At 71.0% G+C, this 19084-nt stretch carries 17 protein-coding genes; 4 read left to right on the top strand and 13 right to left on the bottom strand.

Features of this window, described 5'->3' with window-relative positions; all coding sequences use genetic code 11:
• Positions 1-94: 94 nt before the first annotated feature.
• The 5 genes from ACFVR6_RS01710 to ACFVR6_RS01690 all read right to left on the bottom strand — a co-directional run bounded on the left by ACFVR6_RS01710 (position 95) and on the right by ACFVR6_RS01690 (position 3864).
• Positions 95-463 carry a DUF4870 domain-containing protein gene (locus ACFVR6_RS01710; RefSeq protein WP_386958823.1) on the bottom strand — a complete coding sequence of 123 codons (369 nt, stop codon included), beginning with the start codon at positions 461-463 and terminating at the stop codon, positions 95-97.
• Between the two features lie 60 nt (positions 464-523).
• A complete protein-coding gene (locus tag ACFVR6_RS01705) occupies positions 524-1468 on the bottom strand; it encodes a hypothetical protein (protein WP_386958209.1) in 945 nt (314 codons plus the stop codon).
• A gap of 8 nt (positions 1469-1476) precedes the next feature.
• Complete coding sequence (gene menC, locus ACFVR6_RS01700) at positions 1477-2610, bottom strand: o-succinylbenzoate synthase (protein ID WP_386958208.1); 1134 nt, start codon at positions 2608-2610, stop codon at positions 1477-1479.
• 23 nt (positions 2611-2633) lie between these two features.
• The gene (locus ACFVR6_RS01695; RefSeq protein ID WP_386958206.1) at positions 2634-3014 is read right to left on the bottom strand and encodes a hypothetical protein; all 381 of its coding nucleotides are present in this window, start codon (positions 3012-3014) and stop codon (positions 2634-2636) included.
• Between the two features lie 130 nt (positions 3015-3144).
• On the bottom strand, positions 3145-3864 hold the full coding sequence (locus ACFVR6_RS01690; RefSeq protein WP_386958204.1) for a GNAT family N-acetyltransferase: 720 nt from the start codon (positions 3862-3864) through the stop codon (positions 3145-3147).
• A gap of 99 nt (positions 3865-3963) precedes the next feature.
• On the opposite strand from ACFVR6_RS01690, the gene ACFVR6_RS01685 reads away from it, so the two are divergent.
• Both ACFVR6_RS01685 and ACFVR6_RS01680 read left to right on the top strand, forming a co-directional pair.
• On the top strand, positions 3964-5358 hold the full coding sequence (locus ACFVR6_RS01685) for an MFS transporter (RefSeq protein ID WP_386958821.1): 1395 nt from the start codon (positions 3964-3966) through the stop codon (positions 5356-5358).
• Between the two features lie 16 nt (positions 5359-5374).
• Complete coding sequence (locus tag ACFVR6_RS01680; RefSeq protein ID WP_386958202.1) at positions 5375-6892, top strand: peptide MFS transporter; 1518 nt, start codon at positions 5375-5377, stop codon at positions 6890-6892.
• A gap of 13 nt (positions 6893-6905) precedes the next feature.
• Here ACFVR6_RS01680 and ACFVR6_RS01675 read toward each other — a convergent pair whose 3' ends face one another.
• The 7 genes from ACFVR6_RS01675 to ACFVR6_RS01645 form a co-directional block, all read right to left on the bottom strand.
• Positions 6906-7991, bottom strand: coding sequence for a Gfo/Idh/MocA family protein (locus tag ACFVR6_RS01675; protein WP_386958200.1), 1086 nt, complete (start codon positions 7989-7991; stop codon positions 6906-6908).
• Complete coding sequence (locus tag ACFVR6_RS01670; protein ID WP_386958198.1) at positions 7964-8671, bottom strand: ThuA domain-containing protein; 708 nt, start codon at positions 8669-8671, stop codon at positions 7964-7966. The genes ACFVR6_RS01675 and ACFVR6_RS01670 overlap by 28 nt, the downstream gene beginning before the upstream one ends.
• Positions 8668-9852, bottom strand: coding sequence for a Gfo/Idh/MocA family protein (locus tag ACFVR6_RS01665; protein WP_386958196.1), 1185 nt, complete (start codon positions 9850-9852; stop codon positions 8668-8670). Before ACFVR6_RS01665 ends, ACFVR6_RS01670 begins: the two co-directional genes overlap by 4 nt.
• Positions 9853-9914: 62 nt before the next feature.
• A complete protein-coding gene (locus ACFVR6_RS01660; RefSeq protein ID WP_386958819.1) occupies positions 9915-12176 on the bottom strand; it encodes a beta-xylosidase/alpha-l-arabinosidase in 2262 nt (753 codons plus the stop codon).
• Between the two features lie 68 nt (positions 12177-12244).
• Entirely contained in the window at positions 12245-13138 is an 894-nt protein-coding gene (locus tag ACFVR6_RS01655; protein WP_386958195.1) for a carbohydrate ABC transporter permease, read from the bottom strand.
• Positions 13135-14154, bottom strand: coding sequence for a carbohydrate ABC transporter permease (locus ACFVR6_RS01650; RefSeq protein WP_386958193.1), 1020 nt, complete (start codon positions 14152-14154; stop codon positions 13135-13137). Before ACFVR6_RS01650 ends, ACFVR6_RS01655 begins: the two co-directional genes overlap by 4 nt.
• Before the next feature lie 10 nt (positions 14155-14164).
• On the bottom strand, positions 14165-15451 hold the full coding sequence (locus ACFVR6_RS01645) for an ABC transporter substrate-binding protein (protein ID WP_386958191.1): 1287 nt from the start codon (positions 15449-15451) through the stop codon (positions 14165-14167).
• Positions 15452-15577: 126 nt separating this feature from the next.
• Between ACFVR6_RS01645 and ACFVR6_RS01640 the strand changes: the two genes are divergently transcribed.
• On the top strand, positions 15578-16588 hold the full coding sequence (locus ACFVR6_RS01640) for a LacI family DNA-binding transcriptional regulator (protein ID WP_386958189.1): 1011 nt from the start codon (positions 15578-15580) through the stop codon (positions 16586-16588).
• Positions 16589-16644: 56 nt separating this feature from the next.
• Entirely contained in the window at positions 16645-17523 is an 879-nt protein-coding gene (gene purU / locus ACFVR6_RS01635; protein ID WP_386958187.1) for a formyltetrahydrofolate deformylase, read from the top strand.
• Positions 17524-17587: 64 nt separating this feature from the next.
• Here purU and ACFVR6_RS01630 read toward each other — a convergent pair whose 3' ends face one another.
• Positions 17588-19084 (bottom strand): aldehyde dehydrogenase family protein, encoded by a 1497-nt coding sequence (locus tag ACFVR6_RS01630; RefSeq protein WP_386958185.1) that lies wholly within the window; start codon positions 19082-19084, stop codon positions 17588-17590.

Here is a 19084-nt window from a genome sequence, read left to right as displayed (position 1 = left end):
GTGGTGCGGGCGCGGAAATCGCGGATGCCGCGAGGAGGCGGCATCCGTCGATTCTAGTCGTCGTGTGCTCGGAGCCTGCCCCGAGCCCGCTCGGTCAGCTGACGAAGGGGATCGTCAGGGGATAGCGGTACCACTGCCCCTGGCTCGCCTTGACGGCCGCGACGATCGACAGCACGAGATCGAGGATGCCGACGGCGATCAGCACGAAGAAGCCGATGAGCACGAACAGCAGGATGCTGCCGACGAGCACGCCGATGAGCACCGTCAGCTGGAAGTTGAGCGCCTGCGCCGTGTGCGCCCGCACGAACGGGCCGCGGTCGCGCATGACGAGGTAGGCGATGAGCGCCGGCACGAAGGAGAAGAAGAGGCCGCCGATGTGCACGAGCGTCGCCCACATCTTCTCGTCGGCGGGGCTCATGGGCATGGGACCGTACGGCGCACCGTAGGGCGGGGGCGGGGGCATGGTCACGTGACCAGCCTACGGCGGCACGGGGGCCTTTCGCGCGAGAATCGGCCTGCCGGCTCACCCGTATCCGCACCACCGTGCGACCCACGCGAGGATCTGTCCCCGCTGCTCGGCGGTGGCGGGCAGCTCGATGAGCCCGGCCGTGCCGTCGATCTCGACGCCGAGCGTGAACACCGTGCCGCGCTTGTCCTCGAGCACGGCGTGCGGGTCGCAGCGCAGGGGCCACAGCGGCACGTCGACGGATGCCGCGGGGGCGGTGCCGTCGACGGCGAGCCCCACCGCGAAGGGCGCCGGCGCCCCGGCGGCGAACTGCAGCAGGTTGGTGGGGTGCACCTCGACGACGCGGAGCGCGCCATCGCCGCCCGCGGGCGCGATGCGCAGCCGCCAAGCGGCGGGCGCGCCGGCGGCGGAGGGGACGAACTCCTCCCACGACAGGCCGGCGACGGCGGCGACGTCGTGGGCGAGGCACTCCTTCTCGTGCAGACGATCGGTGAATCCCAGCGGGTCGTCCGCGGCGACGCGGTAGGCGGTGCCGCCGGCCAGCGTGAGCACCACCAGGCTCTCGCGCGCGGCGGCATCCGGCTCGCCGTCGCACGCCGACGGCGGCAGGTCGATGCGCAGGTCCACCGTGCGACCCGCGGTGATCGTGCTGTCGCGCTCGCGCACCGCGGGGCCGTCGAACCAATCGTCGCGCAGTTCGACGCGGGCGATCTCGAGATCACCGTCGGTGTCGTTGGCGACGCGCACCTGGGCCGTGCGGTCGGCGGCATCCGACCGCAGCTGCTGCAGCGTCACCACCACGCCGGCGGGGAGGTCCGCGGCGGTCGCGTCGGGAGCCGGAGCGGGCGTCGGGGTGCACGCGGCGAGCGCGGCGAGGCCCGCCAGCGCGAGGGTCGCGCACCCGGCCCGCGCACAACGTCGCCATTTCGCCGTGGCATCCGCCCATCCGGCCCGGTTCGGCCCGCCGTGCTGCCGGATCAGCGACGTTGTGCGCACGGCCACGGCCCCACCTACCGCCGCAGCGTCTCGCGGGCGACGGTGAAGTCCTCCAGCGCCACCGGATCGATCTCGATCCCGATACCCGCGCCGGTGGGCACGCGCACATGGCCGTCCTCGAGCACGACCGGCTCGGTCACGATGTCGCGCGGATAGAAGCGGTCCGACGCCGACACGTCGCCCGGCAGCGTGAACCCGGGGAGGGCGGCCAGCGCGGCGTTCGCGGCGCGGCCGATGCCGGTCTCGAGCATGCCGCCGCACCACACCGGGATGTCCGCCGCGCGGCACAGGTCGTGGATGGCCACCGCCTCGAGGTAGCCGCCGACCCGGCCCGCCTTGATGTTGATGATGGACGCCGCGCCCAGCCCGCGTGCGTCCTGCGCGGCCTTGAGCGACACGATCGACTCGTCCAGGCACAGCGGGGTGCGCAAGCGCCCGGCGAGCACGGCGTGGTCGACGAGGTCGTCCTCCTGCAGCGGCTGCTCGATGAGCAGTAGGTCGAACCGGTCGAGCTCGATCAGGGTGTCGACGTCGGCGAGTGTGTACGCCGAGTTCGCATCGACCTGCAGTGGAATGGTCCCGAACGCGTCGCGCACCGCCGCGGTGTCGCGGACGTCGCGGCCGGGCTTGATCTTGATCTTGATGCGCACGTAGCCGGCGTCGAGGTACTCGCCGACCGCGTCCACGAGCGCGGCGGCGTCGCGCTGGATCCCCACCGAGACCCCGCTCGGCACCCGGTCGACCGTCGCGCCGAGGTACTCCCCCAGCGGCCGGCCCTGTGCCCGCAGGCTCGCATCGAGCACCGCCAGCTCCAGCCCCGCCTTGGCCATGCGATGCCCCTTGAACGGCTCGAGGATGCCGGCGACCTCCTCGGGCGCCAGCGTGCCGCGGTCCAGCAGCGCAGGACCCAGCCATCGCAGCGCCACATCCCACGCGCCCTGCGTGTACTCGCTGGAGTACAGCGGCGCCTGCTGGGTGACGATCTCGCCCCACCCGTCACCGTCGGCGGTCAGCGCCCGCACGACGATCACCTCGCGCTCGTACTCGGTGCCGAACGAGGTCGCGAAGGGGGCGACGAGCGGCATCCGCAGCACGCGCAGTTCGAGGCCTTCGAGGGCGACTGATGCCGCGGGCGTGGTGATGGGCATGCGCTCAGGCTAGTGGCGCCGACTCAGCCGGAGAAGGTGAACCCGTCAGGGTCGCCGGGCCGCGGCGGACGCAGCCGCGCGGGGGCCGGCCAGGGCAGCGCGACCTGCCGCGAGTGGCGGCTGACGTCGCCGTAATCGTCGACCTTCACGACCACCCGCTCGGGGGTCACCTCGACCATGCGCACCCGGATCGCCCCGGGCGCCTCGCCCTCCAGCATCCACACGTCGGCCAGCCACGCGATGCCGTGGCCCTCGAGCGCCGCTTCGGCATCGAGCCAGTCGAGGGGGCCGGAGACGTCGCGCCCGAGCAGGTCGACGGCCAGCCAGTCGTCGCCTTCGGGGCGGATCCAGCCGATCAGCTCGCCGTCGTCGCGGCGATGCGCGGTCCAGTCGTCGGGGATCACACCGTCACGCTACCGGCGTCGCAGCGCCGTGGCGCGGCATCTGATCGCCACGATTTCGGAGATCGCCGGTTCTGCGGACCGGAACCGGCCCCCGGGTCCGACATCGTGGCGATCTCCGAAGAACCCGACGTCAGGCCCGCACGAACAGGTACCCGCGGGCGTCGTCGAAACCGCCGACGACGAGTCCGGATGCCAGCTGCTCGGTGAACTCGGCACGCACGCGCCTGCGCCAGGCCGCGGCCTCGGCGGGCGACGTCGACCGCAGCGACTCGATGTCCCGGGGCACCGCGACCGTCGCCACGACCGCATCGGCGGCGGGCGGCGAGGCGGGGGCGGCGAGCGCCCACGACACCATGAGCCGGTCGCTCTCGTCACCGCGGTTGATGACATCGTCCATCGGCCCGTACTGGTTGGGCAGGTACTCGGTCACGCGCGCGCCCAGCACGATGAGGTTGAAGTGGGCGTTGCGGGCGATGAGCGGATCGAACGTCCACGTGATGTGGCCGACGTCGCGGGTGAAGGCCCACGCCCGCTGGTGCTGCTTCAGCAGCCGCCCGAGCCCGGTGCCGCGGTACTCCGCGAGCACACCGGTGACGTGCGAGTGCATCGACCGCTCCGCGGGCGCGGCGAAGAACGCCACCGACGCCCCGACCATGCGGTCGCCGTCGTACAGACCCACGGCGTAATTGCCGGAGTGCGCGAGGGCGCGCAGCAGGTTCGGCGGCATGCCGCCGTCGTCACCTCCCCAGACCTCGGCCAGCACGTCCGTCGCCGCGAACACCTCATCGAGGGTCTCGAGCGGGCGGATCTCGATGCCGGGAGGAGCGGTGAGGTCGTCGAGGTCGGCCATGCCCTCACCCTACGACTCGCGCCGACCCCCCCCGCCGGGCGGCGGTAACCTGGCCCGATGGCCGGACGGGACGAGGACGCACGCAGACGGCTCACCCGGATGCCACCGCAGGGCGCGATCGTCGCGGTGCTGGCCATCGCGGGTCTCGCGTCGTCGTTCATGTTCACCCTGGTGGTCCCGATCCAGGCGAAGCTCCCCGAGCTCCTCAACGCCAGCCGCGACGACACCGCGTGGGTCGTGACCGCGACGCTGCTGGCCGCCGCCGTGATCACCCCGATCGCGGGGCGCCTGGGCGACATGTACGGCAAGCGCCGCATCGTGCTGGTGCTGCTGGCGCTGCTCGTCCTCGGCTCCGTCATCGCCGCGCTGTCCAGCGGCATCGTCGGCGTGATCATCGGTCGCGCGCTGCAGGGCGCCGTCACCGGGGTCGTGCCGCTGGCGATCTCGATCCTGCGCGACGTGCTGCACGAAGACCGGGTGGATGCCGCGATCGCCCTCATCAGCGCGACGATGGGCGTGGGCGGGGCTCTCGGCATGCCGCTGAGCGCTCTCGTCACGCAGTACAGCGACTGGCACGCCCTGTTCTGGATGGCCGCCGGCATGGGCGTCGTGGTGTTCGGCCTCGTGCTGTGGATCATCCCGGTGAGCGTCCTGCGCACCGCCGGCCGGTTCGACTACGTCGGCGCGGCGGGTCTCGCGATCGGCCTGACCGGCGTGCTGCTGGCGGTCTCCCGCGGCAACGAATGGAGCTGGACCTCGCCCGCCGTGCTCATCTGCGGCCTGGGCGGACTCGCCGTCCTGATCGCGTGGGGCTGGTTCGAGCTGCGCATCGCGGAGCCGCTCCTGGACCTGCGGGTCGCCGCACGCCGCCCCGTGCTGCTGACGAACATCGCCTCCCTCGCGATGGGGTTCTCGCTGTTCGCCTCGAACGTCGCCTACCCGCAGCTGCTGGAGCTTCCCGCCCCCGCCGGGTTCGGGCTGTCGCTGCTGGCCGCGAGCCTCGTGATCGCCCCCGCGGGCCTGGTGATGATGGTGCTCTCGCCCTACTCCGGGCGTCTGGCCCGCACGGTGGGGCCACGGCTGCTGCTCGTGCTCGGCGCCATCGCCCTCATCGTCGCCTACGGGTTCACCCTGCTCTTCTCCTCCGAGGTGTGGCACCTGCTGGTGGCGAACCTGCTGGTGGGGGTGGGCATCGGCTTCGGCTACGCCGCCATGCCCATGCTGATCATGCGCAGCGTGCCGCAGAGCGAGACGGGCGCCTCGAACGGGCTCAACGCGCTGTTCCGGTCGCTGGGCACGAGCACGGCCGCCGCCGTCATCGGCGCGGTGCTCGCCAGCATGTCCACGACCCAGGACGGAGTGCAGGTCCCCACGGCATCCGCCTTCGAATTGGCGTTCATCCTCGGCGGCGCCGCGGCCATCGTGGCGCTGGTCCTGGCCGCCTTCATCCCGCAACGCCCGGCACGCGAACCCCATCCCTCTCTGCCCGCGTGAGGGTTACCCTGGGCGGATGAGCACCAACGAACCGGCCCAGGTTCCCGCCGGACCGCCGCCGGCGCCGGCCGAAACGGCAGCGTCCGGCCCGCAGGGTGACAACGACGCGAGGTTCTTCGGTCAGCCGTGGGCCTTGGCCCACGTGTTCGGCGTGGAGATGTGGGAGCGCTTCAGCTTCTACGGCATGCAGGGCATCCTGCTGCTGTACCTGTACTACTCCGTCGCCGACGGCGGCCTGGGGATGGACCAGACCGTCGCCGCCGGCATTGTGGGCGCCTACGGCGGCAGCGTCTATCTCTCCACGATCCTCGGCGCGTGGATCGCCGACCGCGTGCTCGGTTCGGAACGGGTGCTGTTCTACAGCGCCATCGTCATCGTCGCCGGGCACATCGCCCTGGCGCTGCTGCCCGGGTTCGCCGGCGTCACCGTGGGCCTCATCCTCGTCGCGCTGGGTTCGGGCGGCCTCAAGGCCAACGCGACCAGCGTCGTGGGCACGCTCTACCGGCGGAACGACCCGCGACGGGATGCCGGCTTCTCGCTGTTCTATCTCGGCATCAACCTCGGCGCGCTGCTCGGACCGCTGCTGACCGGGCTGCTGCAGTCCACCCTCGGTTTCCACTGGGGTTTCGGGCTCGCCGCCGTCGGCATGGCGCTGGGGCTCCTGCAGTACTCGTTCGGCCGCAAATCGCTACCGGCGGAGTCGCGGAATGTCCCGAACCCCCTCCCCCGCAGCCGCTACGCGCTCTTCCTGGGCATCGCGCTGGCGGCGATCGCGCTGATCGTGGTGCTGGTGCTCACCGGGGTGATCCGCGCCGACAACCTGTCGAGCATCGTCATCTACGTCACGATCGCGGCGACCGTCGCCTATTTCGTCGTCATCCTCTCCAGCCGCCAGATCTCGGGCACCGAGCGCAGCCGGGTGTGGGCGTTCGTGCCGCTGTTCATCACGTCCGTGGCGTTCTGGTCGCTGTACCAGCAGCAGTTCACCGTGGTGACCATCTACGCCGACACGAAGCTCGATCGCGACATCTTCGGGTTCGAGATGCCGGTGCCGTGGGTGCAGTCGATCAACCCGATCTTCATCATCATCCTCTCGGGCGTCTTCGCGTGGCTGTGGACGAAGCTCGGCGACCGCCAGCCGTCGACTCCGGTCAAGTTCGGCCTGGGCGTCATGATCATGGGCGCGGCGTTCCTGCTGTTCCTGCCGTTCGCCAACGGTGGGGACGGTTCGACGCCGCTCATCGCAATGATCGGCATCCTGCTGGTGTTCACCATCGCCGAGCTGCTGCTGTCGCCGGTGGGGCTCTCGGTGACGACGAAGCTCGCACCCGCGCACTTCCACACGCAGATGGTCGCGCTGTTCTTCCTGTCCGTCGCGCTGGGCACGGCGATCTCCGGGCTGCTGGCGCAGTACTACGACCCCGAGGACGAGGTGCCGTACTTCTCGATCCTCGGCCTCATCGCCATCGGTGTCGGCGTCATGCTGCTGGTGTTCGTCAAGCCCGTGCTGCGACTGATGCAGGGGGTGCGCTGAGGCGCACGCCGGCTCACCGGCACCACTGCTCCCGCAGGGTCAGCGGCACGATCGACGGGCGGCGAGCGGCCGTGGTCAGCGCGATGCGCTCACCGGAGTGCGCAGACCTCGTCAGCGCCGTCATGATCTCCAGCACGTGCAGGGCGACCTCACCGCCGGCGCGGCCCTCGCCGTCGCGCAGTCGGTCGATCACGGCGATGCCGCGACCGGCGTCGGCGTAGCCGGCGGCGGCGGGGAGGGTCGTCCATCCCGCTTCGCCACGACGACGAAGCGCGACCTCGCCGGCGAAGGTGTTCGGGTCGGGCACGGTGAGGGATCCCGCCTCGCCGTGCACCTCGATCGGCGCCGAGGTGGTGCCGACGGCGTCGAAGCTGAACGTCACGCTCGACAGCGCGCCGCCGGCGTGCTCGAGGATGCCGGTGACGTGGGTGTCGATCTCCACGGGCAGCACCTCGCCCTCGCGCGGACCGGACCCGATGCGCCGCGTGTCACGGGTGCGCGACGAGGCGCCGCCGACCCGCACGACGGGCCCGAGCAGGTGCACGAGCGAGGTGAGGTAGTACGGCCCCATGTCCATGAGGGGCCCGCCGCCTTCGCGGTAGTAGAAGTCGGGGTGGGGATGCCACGACTCGTGGCCCGCCGAGACCCAGGTGGCCACGGCCGAGACCGGCCTGCCGATCTCTCCGGCATCGATGGCGGCACGCGCCGTCTGGATGCCGGTGCCGAGCACGGTGTCGGGCGCGGCACCCACCCACGAGGCGCCCGCGGCGGCCATGACACCGAGGGCGTCGTCGAAGGTGGCCGCGAGGGGCTTCTCGCCGTAGACGTCCTTGCCCGCCGCGAGGGCCGCGAGCGCGATCTCGGCGTGCGCCGCGGGGATGGTGAGGTTGATCACGGTCTGCACCTGCGGGTCGGCGACGAGCTCGGCGACCGCGAGAGCCCGGCATCCGGGGATCTCGGCGGCGACGGCGGCCGCCCGGTCGGCGTCGAGGTCGGCGACCGCGACGACGCGCACGCTGTCCAGACCCGCGAAGGTGTCGAGGTACTGCCGGGAGATGACTCCCAGCCCGACTATGCCGATTCCGTGCGGCTGGCCCACAGCAGGCCCCTCTCGATGATGGTGCGGACGTTGTCGTCCTGGAGGACGTCGAGGCTGTGCCCGGGGGTGGCGACGAAGATGCGCCCCTTGCCCCACAGCCGCGTCCACACCGCCGGCGAGGTGAGGGGCCGATGCCACGGGTGGTAGGGCTGGACGGGGTGCGTGGTGGTGGCGAGCACGTCGACGAGGTCGTCGTGCAGGACCCAGTACTGCTCGGTGTGGAGGGTGAAGTCCTCCAGGCCCGCCATGATCTCGTGCCCGCGCCCGAGGTCGGTGAGCTCGACGGTGTAAGGCAGGTAGTTGTCGGACTGGTCGCCGGAGCACTGATCGGGGTGCTTCGAGGGGTGCGTCGCGAACTGCCCCCCGACCAGCTGCAGGTAGTCGGAGGTGTTGCGGTACGAATCCGCGATGCCGCCGTGCCAGCCGGCGAGACCCGTGCCGTTCTCGACGGCCGTACGGAGCCCGGCGAAGGCCTCACGGGAGATCTCGGACATCGTCACCGACTGCAGGATCAGGTCGGTCGCCGCCATCACCGCCTCGTCGGCGTAGATCTCGTTGGAGTCCTCGACCCGCACGTCGAAGCCGCTGCCCTCGAGGAACGGGATGAACAGGTCGGTCGCTTCGACGGGGTGGTGGCCCTCCCACCCGCCCCGGACGACGAGTGCGGCGCGTGCGGTCATGCGGTTTCTCCTTCGACGGTGACGTGGATGCTGTCGCGGGCGGCGCTCTGCTCAACAGCGGCGAGCACGCGCTGCACGCGGGCCGCGTCGGCGAAGGTCGGCGAGACCGCCTCACCCCCCGCGATCGCGCGCACCAGGTCGACCACCTGGTGGGTGAACAGGTGCTCGTAGCCGAGCCCGTGACCGGCGGGCCACCAGGCGTCCGCGTACGGGTGCTCCGGCTCGTTGGCCTGGATGCGGCGGAACCCCTGCTCGCCGGCGGGGTCGGTGGCGTCGTAGAACTCCAGCTCGTTCATCGCGCGGAAGTCGAAGGCGATCGAGCCGCGATCGCCGTTGATCTCGATGCGGTTGGAGTTGCGGTGGCCCGTCGCCAGCCGCGTCGCCTCGAACACGCCCATGGCGCCGCCGGCGAACCGCGCCGTGAAAGCCGCGGCATCGTCGACCGTCACCGACCGCCGGGGGGCGTCGGCCTGAGCACGCCCGCCCAGACCCACCTGCTCCTCGAGCACGGGGCGCGTCGGGACGAAAGTGCGCATCATGGCCGAGACGCCGACGATGTCGTCGCCGGTCAGCCACTGCGCGGTGTCGATGCTGTGCGCGCCGATGTCGCCGAGCGTCCCGGAGCCGGCGCGGGTCTTGTCCAGCCGCCAGGTGAAGGGCGCGTCGGGGTCGCTCAGCCAGTCCTGCAGGTACTGCGCCCGCACATGGCGCACCTCTCCGATGCGGCCCTGCTCGACCAGCCGACGCGCGAGCGACAGTGCGGGGGTGCGCCGGTAGCTGAAGCCGCACATGCTGACCACACCGCGGGCGTGCGCGCGTTCGGCGGCCGCGACCATGAGGTCAGCTTCGGCGACATCGTTGGCCAGCGGCTTCTCACACAGCACGTGCTTGCCCGCCGCCAGCGCCGCCAGCGCGATCTCGGCGTGGGTGTCGCCCGGCGTGCAGATGTCGACGATGTCGATGTCGTACCGCTCGACCGCGCGACGCCAGTCGTCCGCGGACGCGTCGAAGCCGAAGGCGGTGGCGGCCGCCGCCGTGCGCTGCGGATCGCGCCCGACCAGCAGGGTCAGCTCAGGGGTGCGCGGCAGATCGAAGAACCGGTGGGCGGTGCGCCACGCGTGCGCGTGCATCCGTCCCATGAATCCGGTGCCGATCATCGCGACCCGCAGGGGCGTGGTCATCGCAGTCCTCTCCCGTGGCGCGGTCGACCCCGCGCGCACCTCGTCCTCGCGGCGCCCGCCGCTCACATCGGTCCGGCGACCGCCGCGTCGCGGGTTGCGGTCGTCACGGGCTGCACGTCGACGCTCACGCGGCCCGCTTCCGGCACGGTCACTTCGCGCACCGCGCCGGTCAGCTCCAGCGACGCCGGAGCCTCCGGTGTCTCGCAGTCCGCGCCGACCCACAGCCGGATCTCGCCGGGCTCGACGATGCGGCGCAGCTGCCGCCCGGTGAACGCGAGCTGCGAGGCGGGCACGCGGAAGGTGACCACGGCCTCCTCGCCCGGCTGCAGTGCGACGCGCCGGTAGGCGAGCAGCTGGGCCACCGGGCGGGTGACGCTCGCGTAGACGTCCCGACCGTACAGCTGCACGACGTCTACCCCGGCACGATCCCCCGTGTTGCGCACGCGCACGCTCGCGACGATGTCGCCGTCGGTGGCGACCTCGGGCTGCACCGTCAGCTCTTCGTGCGCGAAGGTCGTGTACGTCAGGCCGAAGCCGAACGGCCGCAGCGGCGTGCTGTCGGCGCTGGTGATGTCGTTGGGGCCGCCGAGGATGGGGTGCAGATAGCTGTAGGGCTGCGCGCCGCCGGCACGCGGCAGCGAGATCGGGAGCCGGCCGGACGGCGCGACCCGGCCGGAGACGATGCCGGCGAGCGCCTGGGCCCCCTCCTCTCCGGGGAAGAACGCCTGCAGCACGGCGGAGACGGACCCGTCCAGCGCCCAGTCGATCGCGTAGGGCCGGCCGGTGAGCAGCACCATCACCACGGGCGTGCCGGTCGCGACCACCGCCTCGACCAGCTCCCGCTGGACGCCCGGCAGGTCGAGGCTCTCGACGTCGTTGCCCTCGCCGACCGTGCCGCGGCCGAAGAGCCCGGCGCGGTCGCCGACCACGACGATGGCGACGTCGGCGCCGGCGGCCGAAGCCACGGCATCCTCGAAGCGGCTGCGGTCATCGCCCTCGACGTCGCTTCCGACGGCGAAGCAGATCTCCGCCGCGGCGAACTCCTCACCCAGCGCCTCACGCACGGTCGGGGCCGCGAAGCCCGCCGGCGTGCCCGGGTGGTGTGCGAGCACGTGGTTGACGAAGGAATAGCACCCGAACAGGGCCCGGGAGTCGTCGGCGTTGGGTCCGATCACCGCGATGCGGCGTGGTTCGGCGAGCGGGAGGATGCCGTCGTTGGCCAGCAGCACGACCGACTGCTCGGCGAGCGTCAGCGCCACCTGCCGGTGCGCCGGAGAATCGAGGTCGACGGCCGTGGGCGGTGTGTCGAAGGTCGCGTCGAGCAGGCCCAGATCCTCCTTCTGCGTGAGCACGCGCAGCACCGCCCGGTCGACCAGCGCCTCATCGAACAGGCCGGCGCGAACGCGCTCTGCCAACGGCTCGAGGTAGGCGTCTCCCGTGGGCAGCTCGACATCGATGCCGGCTTCCAGCGCCAGCGCCGCCGCCTCGCCGCGGTCGGCGGCGATGGCGTGCATGGTGTGCAGGAACGCGACCGAGAAGTAGTCCGACACCACGACCCCGTCGAAGCCCCACTCGCCGCGCAGCAGATCGGTGAGCAGTCGCGGATCGGCCGCCACCGGCATCCCGTCGATCTCGGCGTACGAGTTCATCACCGAGCGCACCCCGCCCTCGCGCACGGCCATCTCGAACGGCGGCAGGAACACGTCGCGCAGCTCACGCTCGCCCATGTGCACCGGGGCGTGGTTGCGTCCGGCCTGCGACGCCGAGTACCCGACGAAGTGCTTGAGCGTGGCGTGCACGCCGGCGTCCTGGATGCCGCGGATGTACGCGGTGCCGATCGTGCCGACGACGTACGGGTCCTCGGCGATGCACTCATCCACCCGTCCCCACCGCGGGTCGCGGATGACGTCGAGCACGGGCGCGAGGGTCTGGTGGATGCCGAGCTCGCGCATCGACTCGCCGATGAGGCGCCCCATGCGCTGCACCAGGTCGGGATCGAAGGCGGCGCCCCACGCCAGCGGCGTCGGGAAGGTCGCGGCCTGCCACGCAGCCAGGCCCGTGAGGCTCTCCTCGTGCACGATGGCAGGGATCCCCAGCCTGGTCTCCTGCTGCAGCCGGCGCTGCTCGCCCCAGAGCCACTGCGCACGCTCGACCGGGTCGACCGGTCGCGTGCCGTAGACCCGGGTGAGGTGACCGAGGCCATGGCGGGCCGCCTCGTCGTACCGCGTGGTGGTGGCCATCTCGCCGGCCATCGGCGCCACCACCTCGTCGCCCTGATCGACCCAGTAGCCGACGAGCTGCGCCAACTTCTCATCGAGGGTCATGCGCTCGAGCAGAGCGCGCACGCGCGCAGAGACAAGGGTGTCCACGGGGTACTCCTAAGGTGGGGCGTTCAGCCCTTGACGGCGCCGGTCAGACCGCCGACGATGCGGCGCTCGAACAGGCTGAAGAACACGAGGGCGGGGATCATCGACAGTGAGGTGAAGGCCAGCACCCGCGCCGTGTCGACGGAGTACTGCGAGGAGAAGGCCTGCACACCCAGCGGCAGGGTGTAGGTCGCCTCGTTGTTGAGGATGAACAGCGGCAGCAGGTAGCTGTTCCAGCTGCCGATGAAGGCCAGGATGCCGGTCGTGATGACGCCCGGCAGCGCCAGCGGGATCACCATGCGCCAGAAGAACCCGAGGCGGCTGGCCCCGTCGATGAACGCGGCCTCCTCGATCTCGTCCGGGATGGCTTTGAGGAACGGCACCAGGATGATGATCGTCGTCGGCAGGGCGAACGCGATCTGCGGGAGGATGATGCCGGGCAGCGAGTTCATGAGGCCGAGGTCGCGCACCACGATGTACAGCGGCGTGATGGCCACGGTGATGGGGAACATCAGGCCGGCGGCGAACATGGCGTACAGGGCACCGCGTCCGCGGAAGCGGTAGCGGGCGAGCACGTAGCTGGCCATGAGCCCGAGGATCACCGCACCCGCCGTGGTCGACAGGGCGGCGATGGCGGAGTTGAGCACCTGGCGCCAGAACATCGACCCGGCGAGCACATCGAGGTAGTTCTCGAAGTTCCACGGGCTCGGCAGCCCCGACGGATCGGAGGTGATCTGCGCGTTCGTGCGGAACCCGCCGAGGATGATGTACGCGACCGGCACGAGGATGACCGCGATGACCACCAGGGCGACGAAGTACACCACGGGGCTGCCCCAGGGCAGCTTCTCCTTGTGCCGTCGGCCGGGCGTGAGCAGCGGCTCGTCGGGCGGGGTCGTGGTGATGAGGGCTGTCGCGGTCATCGACGCTTACCTCCCGTGAGGGCACCCGCGGTATCGCGGCGCAGGACGAAGCGCTGGTAGATCAGCGCGACGACGAGTGAGATGAGGAACAGGACGACCGCCACGGCACTGCCGTAGCCGTAGTTCCCGGAGTTGCGGCCCTCGGAGACCATGTAGGTCGCCATGGTGGAGGTGCCGGCGGTCGAGGCGACGTACTGACCCCAGATGATGTAGACGAGGTCGAACAGCTGCAGCGAGCCGATGATCGACAGGAACGCCCAGATCCGCAGGGTCGGGCCCAGCAGTGGGATGGTGATGCGCCACTGCGTCTGCCAGAACGAGGCGCCGTCGATGGCCGCAGCCTCCGACAGCTCCTCGGGGATGCCCTGGAGACCTGCGAGGAAGAGGATCACGGCGAAGCCGAAGTACTTCCAGGTGATGATCACCATCAGCGTCCAGATGGCGATGTCGGGATTGGCGAGCCAGTCCTGCTCGAGTCCGCCGAGTCCGACGTTCTCGAGGAAGCCGTTCAGTGCGCCGCGCTGCTGGAGCATGAGACTCCAGCCGACGCCGACGACGACCTCGGCGATGACGTAGGGCACGAAGATCAGCACGCGGATGATCGACTGGCCGCGCATGCGGCGGTTCAGCAGCAGCGCCAGCAGCAGTGCCGCCGGCCCCTGCAGCACGAGCGACATCACGACGATGAACGCGTTGTGGCTGAGGGCCGCGTGGAAGGCGGGGTCCTGCAGGATCAGCAGGTAGTTGTTGAACCCCACGAAGTCGGTGGGCGGGCCGTAGCCCTGCCACCGGAAGAAGCCGTAGTAGGCGGCGGCGACGACCGGGAAGATGACGAAGCCGAGGAAGACCAGCAGCGCCGGCCCCACGAGGATGGCGACCTCCAGTCGTCCGGCCCAGCCGAGCCCCTTGCGCCGCCGCCGCACGGGCGGGGACGACACCGTGGTGTCGCCCCCGCCGCGCCGCGCGAGCTCGGCGGATGTATCGCTCTCCGTCAACGAGTTCTCGCGAACAGACATCTGCGCCGTCCTAGCCCTTCGCTGCGGCCGCGTTGACCGCGTCGACGAGCTGCTCCGGACCGCTGTTGCCGGCCAGCATGTCCACGACCGCCACGTTCAGCGCGTTGCCGACGTTGAGGCCGTAGATGGTGTCGAGCCACTGCGAGACGAAGGGCGCCTCGTTGTAGGCCTCGATGATCTGCAGCAGGTAGGGCTCGGTGACCGACTCCTGGGCGACCGTGTTCACCGGCGGGGCGTCGAAGGCGTCGTAGTACGCCGCCTGCACCTCGGAGGTGGCCAGGTAGTTCAGGAAGTCGACGCACTCGTCGGGGGCGTCCACGTAGCAGGAGTAGCCGTCGATGCCGCCGAGGATCGAGCCGGGCTCGCCCTCACCGCCGGGCACCTCGGGGAAGGGGAACCACGCCAGGTCGGGCAGCGGCTTCTCGTCCGGGGTGAGTCCGGCGATGACACCGGGGTTCCAGGCGCCCATGAGCTCCATGCCGGCCAGGTGGTTGGCGATGAGGCCTGCCGACGAACCGGCGCCCTGCTGGGCCTCGGTCGTGAGGAAGCCCTGGTTGAAGGGCTCGGTCGCGGCGAAGTCGGCGAGGTTCTCAGCGGCATTCAGCCAGCACTCGTCGCTGAAGTCCATCTCCTCGGCCGCGGTGGCCATCGTGTCCGGGCTGCAGGCGCGCAGCGCGAAGAAGTAGTACCAGTGCGCGGCCGGCCAGGCGTTCTTGCCGCCCAGCGCGATCGGCTCGACCCCGCTGGTCTTGAGGGCCTCGACCGCCGCACTCATCTCGTCGATGGTCTTGGGGGTCTCGGTGATGCCGGCGGCATCGAAGAGGTCCTGGCTGTAGAACATGCCGCCGGGAAGCACGGCGATGGGCATGCCGTAGAGCTTGTCGCCGACACGCAGGTTGACCAGCGTGGTGTCGGGGATCTCCTCGACTGCGGTGTCGGAGATCGCGTCGGTGATGTCCTTGATCTGGCCCGCCGCGACCATGGCCGCGAGCTTGCCGCCACCGCGCTGCAGGAACAGATCCGGAGCGTCGCCGGAGTTCAGGGCGGTCTGCAGCTTGCCGTCGAGCTCTTCGTTCTGCACGACCTGCACCTTGATGGTGACGCCGGGGTTCTCCTCCGAGAAGGCGGCTGCCGTCTGGTCCCAGAACTCCTTGCCGGGCCCGGTGGTCGAGTTGTGCCAAAGCGTCATCTCGACGTCGCCGTCCTCGGTCTCGCCTCCCCCGGCGGAACAGCCGGCCAGCGCGAGCGCAACGGCCGTGATGGCTGCTGCGGCCGCGAGCGTCCTCTTCGCAATCATGTGATTCTCCTCTTTGAGTGGGCACTCCCAGGATCGTCATGATCTCGGGTTACCCGTCAGTCTCACGCTGCGGCGAAATCGTGTCAAACGTTTTCGAAATCCTTTTTCATGCGTAGGATCAGGGCGATGTCACGCCGCGCAACCATCCACGACGTCGCCGAAGCAGCCGGCGTCTCGGTCTCCACCGTGTCCAAGGCCGTCAACGGCAGGTACGGCGTCGCCGAGAGCACCGTCGCGCGCGTGCTGGATGTGGTGGAGCGCCTCGGCTACGAATCGTCGCTGGTCGCCAGCAGCATGCGGTCGCACCGCACCGGGGTGATCGGCGTGCTGGTGGCCGACTTCGAGCCCTTCAGCGCGGAGGTGCTCAAGGGCGTCGGCTCGGCGCTGCGCGACTCGCGGTTCGACCTGCTCGCCTACAGCGGCTCACGCCAGAGCGGCAGCGCGGGCTGGGAGCGCCGCTCGCTCAGCCGGCTCAGCGGCACCCTCATCGACGGCGCGATCCTCGTCACGCCCACCGTCATCGGCGTCACCGCCGACGTCCCGATCGTCGCCATCGACCCCCACAGCGGCCGCGCCGATCTTCCGACCGTCGAATCCGACAGCTACGGCGGGGCGTTGCAGGCCATGCAGTACCTCGTGCAACTCGGCCACCGCCGCATCGGATTCATCGCCGGCCGCCCGGATCTGCGCTCCTCCGAGGCGCGCGATGCCGGTTACCGGGCGGGATTGCGTGAAGCCGGCATCCCCGCCGACCCTTCGCTGGTGCGGGTCGGGCTCTATCAGCCCGAGACCGTGCGCGAGCAGGCGCACGCCCTGCTGGTGCAGCGCGAGCGTCCCACCGCGGTGTTCGCCGCGAACGACCTGTCCGCCCTGGCGGTGATGGAAGTCGCCGCGGAACTGGGGCTGCGGGTGCCGCAGGACCTGTCGGTGGTGGGCTTCGACGACGTCCCCGAGGCGTCCCGCGTGCAGCCCGCCCTCACGACCGTTGCCCAGCCGATGCGGCGCCTGGGCGCCGTCGCGGCGGAGTTCGTCGCTGCGCTGCTGTCGGGCGAGACCCGTGACCACCTGCACGTGACCCTGCCGACGCGGCTGATCGTGCGGGGCACCACGGCGCCGCCGCCCGACCCCGCGCGCTGACGCCGGGCGGGATGCCGGTGCACGCGGCATCCCGCCGGACACGGCAGAATCGAAGGATGACCGCGCACGTCCCGACCCTGCTCCCCGCCCACGCATGCCTCATCGTGCACGGCGAGGACCAGCCGGGCATCGTCGCCGCCGTCTCGGCGATGATCACCCGCATCGGGGGCAACATCGTCGCGTTCGATCAGTACTCCGACAACCCGGAGGGCGGCGCATACTTCCAGCGGGTCGTCTTCCACCGCCCAGGGTTCGCCGCCGACCGCCCTGCGATCGAGGCCGAGATCGCCCGGACGCTCGACGGATTCTCGCTGCAGTGGTCACTCACCGACCAGTCGGTGCCCAAGCGCATGGCGATCCTGTCGTCCAAGCAGGATCACTGCCTGCTCGATCTGCTGTGGCGCCACCGCCGCGGCGACCTGCCCGTCACCGTGCCGATGGTCGTGTCCAACCACACGACCTCCGCAGAAGACGTGCGCTCGTTCGGGGTGCCGTTCTTCCACGTCCCCTCCACCCCCGGCCCCGACAAGTCGGAGTCCGAGGCGAAGATCCTGGAGCTGCTGGTCGGCAACGTCGACTTCGTCGTGCTGGCCCGCTACATGCAGATCCTGTCGGCCGACTTCCTCGAGAAGCTCGGCGTGCCGGTGATCAACATCCACCACTCGTTCCTGCCGGCCTTCATCGGCGCCGAGCCGTATAAGAAGGCCAAGGAGCGCGGCGTCAAGCTGATCGGCGCGACGAGCCACTACGTCACGACCGATCTCGACGAGGGCCCGATCATCGAGCAGGACACCATCCGCGTCACCCACGCCGACACGACGGGCGAGCTCGCCCGCCGCGGTGCCGATGTGGAGCGTCAGGTGCTCTCCCGCGCCGTGCTGTGGCACGCGCAGGACCGCGTCATCCGCCACGGCAACCACACGATCATCTTCTGACGCCGGCGGCCCGGGGCGGCTCCGGGGCGGGATGCCGCCCGGAACCGCCGCGGCGACCGCGGGCTCAGTGCGCCATCGAGGCGAGCGCGTCCGGGTCGAGCGTCGCGATGGCGCGGGTGTCCTGGAACGCCCGCACGCCGTCGATGCCCTGCTCGCGACCGAACCCCGAGTGCTTCATGCCACCGAAGGGCGCCCGCAGGTCGAGGCGCGTCGCGCCGTGGTCGTTGATCCAGACGTAGCCGCACACCAGCTGCGTGGCCACGCGCTGCGCGGCATCCGTCGACGCCGTCCACACCGATCCGCCCAGGCCCGCCCACGTGTCGTTGGCCAGGCGCACCGCCTCGGACTCGTCGTCGAAGGAGAGCACCGGGATGACCGGGCCGAACTGCTCCTCGGTCACGATGCGCAGCGACGGGTCGGGGTCGACCACGATCGCGGGCCGCACGAAGTTGCCGCCGGCGAGGTCGCCCGCAGGCAGTTCGCCGAACTCGCGCACGTCGGCGCCGGCTTCCTTCGCCTCGCGGACGAGCTCTTCGACGAACGCCTTCTGCGCCGGCTGGTGCAGCGGCCCCATCGTCGTGCCCTCGTCGAGGCCGTAGCCCAGGCGCACGCGTTCGAGGCGCGCGGTGAGTCCGGCCACCAGTTCGTCGCGGCGCGAGCGGTGCACGAACACGCGCTTGGCGTTCATGCAGATCTGACCTGTGGTGTCGTAGATCGCGGCGAACAGGCGGTCCAGGTGCACGTCGTCGAGCGTCGCGTCGGCGAGGACGATCGCCGCGTCGTTGCCGCCGAGTTCCAGCGTCACGCGGGTGAGGTTCTGCGCCGCGAGCTGCATGATGCGCGTGCCGCCGGCCACGGACCCGGTGAAGCACACCTTCGCGACGTCCCGGTGCGCGATGAGCCCGGCCATGTCCTCATCGGCGCCGGTCACGACGTTGAGCACTCCGGGCGGCAGCTTCTCGGCCACCCGCTGCACGAGCCGTGCCGTCGCGAGCGGCGCCGAGGGCGGCGGCTTGACGATGGCGGTGTTGCCGGCCAGCAGCGCGTGCGGGAGCGCGGCCCCGAGGATCGCGATCGGCCAGTTGAACGGCACGATCACCGTCACGACGCCGAGCGGCTGGTAGGCGACCTCGGTCGACACCGGGATCGCGCCGGGCACGGGGTCGAGCGTGCGGGTGCGCGCCACCTCGTCGGCGAGCATGAGCGCGAGGTTCCAGCGGATCTCGAACACGAGGGCGTCCACCCACGCCTCCCCGCGCACCTTGCCGTTCTCCTGCGAGAGGATCGCGGCGTCGGTGTCGCGGTCCTCCGCGATGCCGGCGACGGCCTCGGCCATCTTCGCGGCACGTTCGCGGGGCGACAGCGCCGCCCAGGCGGGGTACGCCGCCGCAGCCGCCTGCACCGCATCGGCGACGTCGTCGACGGATGCCGCGGCGGCCTCGCCCACCACGACGCCCGGCTTGGCGGGGTCGGCGACGGTCAGCACCCGGTCGGTGAACCGCTCCTCACCCCCGATGAACAGTCCTGTCCGCACCGCGGTCGCGTTCGCCGTCTCGCCCAT

Source organism: Microbacterium sp. NPDC058021, from assembly GCF_042885955.1.
Taxonomy (GTDB): domain Bacteria; phylum Actinomycetota; class Actinomycetes; order Actinomycetales; family Microbacteriaceae; genus Microbacterium.
The sequence above is the reverse complement of the archived record's forward strand: the minus strand, read 5'-3'. Positions and strand labels throughout refer to the sequence as shown.